Origin of the sequence: Marivirga sp. (genome assembly GCF_024636815.1) — a bacterium.
GTDB lineage: Bacteria > Bacteroidota > Bacteroidia > Cytophagales > Cyclobacteriaceae > Marivirga.
In genome coordinates this window covers 1-7,273 of record NZ_JAGXGF010000236.1, presented here as the reverse complement: position 1 = coordinate 7,273, position 7,273 = coordinate 1, and the positions used below count along the sequence as shown (strand labels likewise).

The window sequence follows — 7,273 nt, the reverse complement described above, 5'->3', positions numbered from 1 at the left end:
TGACAAAGTAGGATAACCACTTATTCATTATTTATGAGCGAATTTTTCAGAAACAGAAAAGACGAAGAGAAAGAGTTGATTAAAAAATTCGAGAATCATATTCAGGGCAAAGATTTCCACTTTTTTGATGTGGAAGAACTTGAAAAAGTGGTTGAATTGTATTTGGATAATGACAAATTCATGAAGGCGCTAAAAGCCAGTGAATTTTCAGTTGAGCAATTTCCTTTTTCAGTTGAGCTTTTGATTCTCAATGCACATGTATTAGCGAGCAATACAAAATATGACAGTGCACTTCAGGTGTTGGATAGAGCCGAAAACATTCAGCCCAACGATGTCGATTTATTATTGACCAAAGCAAACGTTTTAACAATTTCAAATAGAAATCAGGAAGCAATTGAATGTCTGGAGAAAGCCCTTACTTTCGCTGAAGATAAAGACGAAGTCCTGTTTCAAATGGGAATGGCCTATCAGCAACTTGGGAAATATGAGGAAGCCATAAAAAATTATAAAGCTGTTTTAGAGGAAAATATTGACCACGAAAGTGCGATTTATGAATTGGCGTACTGCCTGGATGTGACTGATCAGTTGGAAGGAAGCATTGCCTATTATGAGAAATTTATTGATGCTGATCCTTATTCCTATCATGCCTGGTATAATTTGGGCGTGGTCCTTCATAAATTAGGCAAATATGAAAAAGCTATAGAGGCTTATGAATTTGCGGTAGCCATAGATGAAAATTTTGCTTCCGCTTATTTCAATATGGGGAATACGTATTCTGCACTGGAGAAAAACAGTAAATCTTTAGATGCTTTTTCTCAAACCTTAAGAATTGAAGGCCCTAGTGCAGAAGTATTTTGCCGCATGGCAGAAACTTATGATAAATTAGACCAAGCCGACTTAGCAATAAAATATTTTCAAAAGGCTGTAAAATTCGATTCGCTTTATGATGAAGCATATTTTGGAATGTCTCTGTGTCTTATCCAGCAAGAAAAATGGATAGAAGCAGTGCATTATTCTAAAAAAGCAATAAAAATTAATAAACATGAATCTAAATACTGGCAGGCACTAGCCAATGCAGAATATCAATTAGGGAATCAGAACTCCGCGATTGATGCTTATGAGGAAGCTGTTGCCCTTGACCCTGAAGAGGTTAGCTTGTTTTTAGATTGGTCATTTATTTATTACGAATCAGGTGATTTGGAGATAGCCATCAATATTCTTAAAGAAGGAATGGAGGATAATCCTGATGCTCCTGAGCTTTATTATCGAATGACGGCTTACCTAATTGAATACGGTAAATACAAAGAAGCCTTTATCTTTCTGGAAAATGCATTAGTTTTGGACTTTGAAATGCACACAGTGCTTTATGAATTCTTCCCAAGGGTTGAAACACAGAAGGCATTGTTCAAAATTATAGATCAATTCAGAAAAGATAACCAATAAAACATGAACTACGATTTAAAAGACATCCCTGAGAGACCAGCAAAACCAAGAGATGTAGGATTTACTATGGCTATGGACAAAGGACTTAGCCTAAGAGAAGTAGAAGATTTCATTGAAAGTAGCGGAGAATATACTGATATAGTAAAATTAGGATGGGCTACTTCTTATGTCACTTCTAATCTGAAGGATAAATTGGCGCTTTACAAAGAAGCGGGTATTCCGACTTACTTTGGAGGAACATTATTTGAAGCTTTTATCATCAGAGACCAATTTGAGGATTACCGCAAATTATTGGATAAATATGATATGCCATTCGCAGAAGTTTCAGATGGATCCATCGAGTTACCACATGACTTGAAATGTGACTATATCAGAAAACTTACTGATCAAGTTACGGTTCTTTCAGAAGTTGGCTCAAAAGATGCTGAAAAAATCATCCCTCCATACCAGTGGATTGAGTTGATGCAAACCGAGTTGGATGCAGGTGCCTGGAAAGTAATAGGAGAATCAAGAGAAGCAGGTAATGTAGGTTTATTTAGAGCCAGCGGTGAAGTTCGTTCCGGTTTGGTACAAGAAATCCTTACTAAAATTCCTTTTGAAAAAATTATCTGGGAAGCCCCACAAAAAGCTCAACAAGTTTATTTCATTAAATTAGTGGGTGCTAATGTAAATCTTGGAAATATTGCTCCAAATGAGATAATTCCTTTGGAAACCATTCGTTTGGGTTTAAGGGGAGATACTTTCCACCATTTTTTAAATAATAAAGATTTACTTTAAAACAGATTTTTGTGCGGTCGATTAAAGAATATTTTGTTCTGCTTTTAAAAGGCATTGCAATGGGAAGTGCTGATGTGGTTCCTGGAGTTTCAGGGGGTACCATAGCATTTATCACAGGCATATACGATGAATTGCTGAATAGCATCAAATCAGTTGATGGCACAGCTTTCAGATTATTATTTCAGTTTAAACTCAAAGAATCCTGGAGCCATATTAATGGCTCCTTTCTTATTACGCTTGTCGCTGGTATTGCAATAAGTGTTTTTAGTTTAGCAAAGCTGATTGGATTTCTCTTACTCACATACCCTGTTTTGGTTTGGTCATTTTTCTTTGGCTTAATCATTATTTCAGCGGTTTTAGTAGCAAGAGATATTGATAATAAAGATTGGAAAGCCCTTATTGCAGGAATTGTAGGAGTTTTTATTGCTTATTTTATTACATCCGCTTCACCCGCCCAAACCCCAGAAGCCTGGTGGTTTGTACTAATTTCAGGGGCTATTGCAATTTGTGCCATGATTTTGCCAGGTATATCAGGAGCTTTCATTCTTTTGATTTTAGGCAAATACAAATATATTATTGAAGCAGTAGAAACAGTTGATATAGGAACATTAGCAATCTTTGCTGTGGGTTGTATCATCGGACTTTTAAGCTTCGCTCGATTGATTTCCTGGTTTTTGAGGAATTATCAATCTCTCACAGTTGCCGTACTTGCAGGATTTATGATAGGCTCTTTAAATAAAGTATGGCCATGGAAAGTGGTGGATAGCTTCCGTATTAACAGTGAAGGCCAACAAGTTCCTTTGTTTGATCATAACGTATTGCCACACCAGTTTTTAAATGAAACAGGACAAGATCCGCAATTGATTCAAGCTATACTAATGGCAAGTTTAGGTATTTTTATTGTGGTGGCCATTGATAAAATTGCTTCCATGCTTAATGTTAAAAAAGCGGATATATGAAAACCTATGGTTTAATCGGTTATCCGCTTGAACACTCCTTTTCAGGTAAATATTTTGCTGAGAAATTTGAAAAGGAAAATATTAAAAATTGCGAGTATCGATTATTTCCAATTGAAAATATTCAGGAATTTGATGCATTGAAAAAGCAGGAAATTGCCGGTTTGAATGTCACCATTCCTTATAAAGAACAAATCATTCCTTTTTTAGATGAATTGGATCAACATGCTGAAGCCATAGGAGCAGTCAATGTAATCCAATTTAAAAATGGCAAAACCAAAGGCTTCAATTCTGATTATTATGGCTTTAAAGATTCACTTTTAATTTTTTTGCCAAAAGAATTTAATTCAAAAGCACTTATTTTAGGAACTGGAGGAGCATCAAAAGCCATCAAACAAGTATTGATTGATTTATCTATTCCTTTTAAGGTTGTATCCCGAAAAGAAGGTTTTGATTTTACTTATGAAGAGCTAAACTCAAAATCTGAAATTCTTGAAGATTTCCAACTGATAATCAACACCACACCATTGGGCACTTATCCTAAAGTAGAAGAAAAGCCTGATTTACCCTATAAAGCTTTAACAGAAAATCATTATTTATATGATTTGGTTTATAATCCGTCTGAAACGGCTTTTATAAAAGCAGGGGCAACCCAAGGAGCTAAGACATTAAATGGATTGGAGATGTTGATAGGTCAAGCTGAGAAGTCTTGGGAGATATGGAATAGAAGCTAACCACAATAAGTACAAAAGACAGCCGAAGGCTGTTAATTTTTAACCGCAAAGTACCTCTAAGGATTTCACAAAGGAACACTAAGTGACAGCTAAAGCTGTTTATTAATATTTCACTTTGTAATCTAAATTATATTTTCCTGCAAAATAACCTTGGTTATTTTCTTTTGTGAGCTTTCCCGATTTTGTCGGGACAAGTAGTGATAGCCTCAGTGCAACTTAGTGGTTAAATCAAATCTCAAATTTCGCCAGAGGCGATAGTAAGTCCCACTAGCCGGAGGCAAGCGGAAGGAAAATATTTGTAGTCTATCGCCATCCTCTGGATGGTGATGATTACTCGCGCCTCAGGCGCTTGATAATAAGGCTCTTCAATAAATGCCCCTTATTTCTCAACTAATTTAATGATCTATATTTTCAACAAAACCTCTCCAAATACATGCTCATCTCTTCCTGAATTCCTTTTGCTTTTGCTCCAGCTGCTTGAGCGAAGTCTTTTTCTGATGAACTATAAATAATTCCTCTCGAAGAATTAACTAATAAGCCTCCATTTTCATTTAGCCCATATTTTGAAAGCTCTTCCAAATCTCCACCTTGTGCACCAACTCCTGGCACCAATAAAAAATGATTGGGAACTGATTTTCGGATTTCTTGGAATTCTTTAGATCGGGTTGCTCCCACCACATACATTAAATTTTCTTTAGTTCCCCATTTTTGAGATACCTCCAGCACTTTTTGATAAAGCTTTTCACCTGATTTTAATTCTTTAAACTGAAAATCCTTTCCGCCTTCATTGGAAGTCAGTGCTAATAGAATCACCCATTTATCTTCAAATTCAAGAAAAGGCTCAACGGAATCACTGCCCATATAAGGTGCGACTGTGATGGAATCGAAATTCATCTGTTCAAAAAATGCTTTTGCATACATTTTGGATGTATTGCCTATATCTCCTCTTTTGGCATCAGCAATAGTAAAAACATCTTTCGGAAGATATTCTATCGTTTTCTGTAAACTTTCCCAGCCTTTAATGCCCAAGGCCTCATAAAAAGCAATATTGGGTTTATAAGCCACTGTATAATCAATAGTCGCATCAATTATCTGTTTATTAAATTCAAAGATGGGGTCTTTTTCTTTTAAGAGATGCTGTGGGATTTTATTGATATCCGTATCCAAGCCAACGCAAAGGTAGCTTGATTTGGATTTGATCTGGTGGGAGAGTTCTTGGTAGTTCATGCTTTTATGATAGGCTAGTAAATAAACCTGTCAGGTTTGTAAAATTTAAGAATAATGAAATGGTATTGTTTTCAACATCAATTGCCAGTATAAACCTGACAGCTTTTTAGAAGTCAAATTCTTGTAGGTGCACCAGCAACCGGGGAACAGAACTTTAAACCTGTCAGGTTTTGAAATAATTAACAACCACACGCTTTTGGTCAAACTGATTAATTAAAAAAAGTTAAACCTGACAGGTTTCAAATCTATTCTTGTTTTCAAAAATAAATTATCTAAAATCTAATACTTCAATATCTGGATACTCAGATGGATTAAAAACGAAATCCTCTGAGCTTAAAGAATCATCCACTTTGAAGTTCGTCACTTCATAATTGAAGATATTTCCAGCTCTATCGAAAATGGTCCATTTATCCAATAAATTGGTTTTCTTATCAATTTTCAATCTGATTTTGTAAAAGGACTCATCTTTATCTTCTGGCACTAAGTCAATTACATGATACTGAGCATTACCTTCTCCAGCCATGTATAAATATTTGTAGCCTTCCTGATAAGCCTTATAAATTTTGCTTGGATTCATCTCACCAGCTTCTTCATCATAGTTATTGATGGTCACTTCATTGGCTTCTCTCAAGTAAGTCCAAACAGTTTCATTATTATTAACGATTAACTGCCCAGCTACATCTGCTTTAAATTTATCACCACTGACTACGATTTCTCCTTTGAAAGTATCGGTGATATCTTCCATTTTATTTTCAAGTGTTTGTGTGAAAGTGGCTGTAAACCCTGGAATATTACTGTATTTAGCACTCATTTGATCCAAGATTTCTTTGGCTTTTGGATCATTCTGTGCGAAAACGGTGATGCTATAAATAAATAGCATCATAATTAATGTGAATTTTCTCATCTCTTTATCTATTCTTTTTCTAATGATTCTTATCGATATTGTTCAATAATTGTTCCAAACTATATTCATCAGGAATTAATACTTCCCGAGCCTTGCTTCCTTCAAATGAGCCTACTATTCCGGCAGCCTCAAGTTGATCAATTAATCTCCCTGCTCTGTTGTAACCTAATTTTAGTTTTCTCTGGATTAATGAAGTACTTCCCTGCTGATGTAACACAATCAATTTAGCAGCTTCATCAAATAAGGCATCTCTTTCGGATAAATCTACCTCCCCTACTTTGCTTTCATCATCATCACCTGCAAATTCAGGGAGCTGATAAGCTCTTTCATAGCCTCTTTGGTTACCGATGAATTCTACCACCTCATCGATCTCTGGAGTATCTATAAAAGGACATTGCAGACGTATCAAGTCAGAGCCTTGTGACAACAACATATCTCCCATTCCTACTAACTGCTCCGAGCCACCCGTATCCAAGATAGTTCGTGAATCAATTTTAGAGGTCACTCTAAAGGATAATCTTGCAGGGAAATTGGCTTTGATGATACCCGTAATAACATTTACTGAAGGTCGCTGTGTAGCGATAATCAAATGAATACCAATTGCTCGGGCTAATTGAGCTAATCTGGCAATAGGTGTTTCCACTTCTTTTCCAGCCGTCATCATCAAATCTGCTAACTCATCTATTACCAAAACAATGTATGGTAAAAATTTATGCCCTTTTTCAGGATTTAATTTCCTGCTAACAAATTTGGTATTGTATTCTTTCAAATTTCTGCAACCTGCATCTTTCAGTAAATCATAGCGATTATCCATCTCAATACAGAGAGAATTTAATGTATTCACTACCTTTTTAGTATCCGTAATAATTGGCTCTTCCGTTCCCGGCAACATCGCTAAAAAGTGTCTTTCCAGTTTATTGAAAAGCGTTAATTCCACTTTTTTAGGATCAACCAAAACAAATTTTAGTTGGGATGGGTGCTTTTTGTAAATCAAGGAGGCCAACATCACGTTCAAACCAACGGATTTACCTTGACCTGTTGCTCCTGCCATCAATAAGTGAGGCATTTTGGCCAAATCAGCAATATATACATCATTACTGATGGTTTTGCCCATAATAATTGGTAATTCTTTATCGCTCTTTAAGAATTTATCAGTGGCAAGTACTGATTTCATACTCACCATTTCACGGTTTTTGTTAGGTACTTCTATACCAATAGTACCCTTTCCTGGT

The 7,273-nt window shown here is 35.8% G+C and carries 7 protein-coding genes; 4 read left to right on the top strand and 3 right to left on the bottom strand.

All coding sequences use genetic code 11. From position 1 onward, the window contains the following. Positions 1-33 precede the first annotated feature (33 nt). From Q0L29_RS17045 to Q0L29_RS17030, 4 genes are read left to right on the top strand one after another with little or no spacing between them, the layout of a single operon-like run. Positions 34-1,443 carry a tetratricopeptide repeat protein gene (locus Q0L29_RS17045; protein ID WP_296623624.1) on the top strand — a complete coding sequence of 470 codons (1,410 nt, stop codon included), beginning with the start codon at positions 34-36 and terminating at the stop codon, positions 1,441-1,443. A 3-nt stretch (positions 1,444-1,446) separates the two neighbouring features. Continuing rightward, the gene (locus Q0L29_RS17040) at positions 1,447-2,220 is read left to right on the top strand and encodes a phosphosulfolactate synthase (RefSeq protein ID WP_296623622.1); all 774 of its coding nucleotides are present in this window, start codon (positions 1,447-1,449) and stop codon (positions 2,218-2,220) included. Between the two features lie 11 nt (positions 2,221-2,231). After that, positions 2,232-3,179, top strand: a complete 948-nt coding sequence (locus Q0L29_RS17035; RefSeq protein WP_296623621.1) for a DUF368 domain-containing protein — start codon at positions 2,232-2,234, stop codon at positions 3,177-3,179. Beyond that, positions 3,176-3,910, top strand: a complete 735-nt coding sequence (locus Q0L29_RS17030) for a shikimate dehydrogenase (RefSeq protein WP_296623619.1) — start codon at positions 3,176-3,178, stop codon at positions 3,908-3,910. The genes Q0L29_RS17035 and Q0L29_RS17030 overlap by 4 nt, the downstream gene beginning before the upstream one ends. A gap of 411 nt (positions 3,911-4,321) precedes the next feature. Here Q0L29_RS17030 and pyrF read toward each other — a convergent pair whose 3' ends face one another. From pyrF to Q0L29_RS17015, 3 genes are all read right to left on the bottom strand, one after another. After that, positions 4,322-5,137, bottom strand: coding sequence for an orotidine-5'-phosphate decarboxylase (pyrF, locus tag Q0L29_RS17025; RefSeq protein WP_296623618.1), 816 nt, complete (start codon positions 5,135-5,137; stop codon positions 4,322-4,324). 268 nt (positions 5,138-5,405) lie between these two features. Continuing rightward, positions 5,406-6,020 carry an outer membrane lipoprotein carrier protein LolA gene (locus tag Q0L29_RS17020; protein ID WP_296623615.1) on the bottom strand — a complete coding sequence of 205 codons (615 nt, stop codon included), beginning with the start codon at positions 6,018-6,020 and terminating at the stop codon, positions 5,406-5,408. A 40-nt stretch (positions 6,021-6,060) separates the two neighbouring features. Then, positions 6,061-7,273, bottom strand: a 1,213-nt coding sequence (locus Q0L29_RS17015; RefSeq protein ID WP_296623614.1) for a DNA translocase FtsK, incomplete at its 5' end; no start/stop codon positions are given.

Bases quoted from the DNA above. Each gene is read 5' to 3' on its own strand.
- Q0L29_RS17045 (WP_296623624.1), top strand. From the start codon at position 34: ATGAGCGAATTTTTCAGAAACAGAAAAGACGAAGAGAAAGAGTTGATT.
- Q0L29_RS17040 (WP_296623622.1), top strand. From the start codon at position 1,447: ATGAACTACGATTTAAAAGACATCCCTGAGAGACCAGCAAAACCAAGA.
- Q0L29_RS17030 (WP_296623619.1), top strand. From the start codon at position 3,176: ATGAAAACCTATGGTTTAATCGGTTATCCGCTTGAACACTCCTTTTCA.
- pyrF (WP_296623618.1), bottom strand. From the start codon at position 5,137: ATGAACTACCAAGAACTCTCCCACCAGATCAAATCCAAATCAAGCTAC.
- Q0L29_RS17020 (WP_296623615.1), bottom strand. From the start codon at position 6,020: ATGATGCTATTTATTTATAGCATCACCGTTTTCGCACAGAATGATCCA.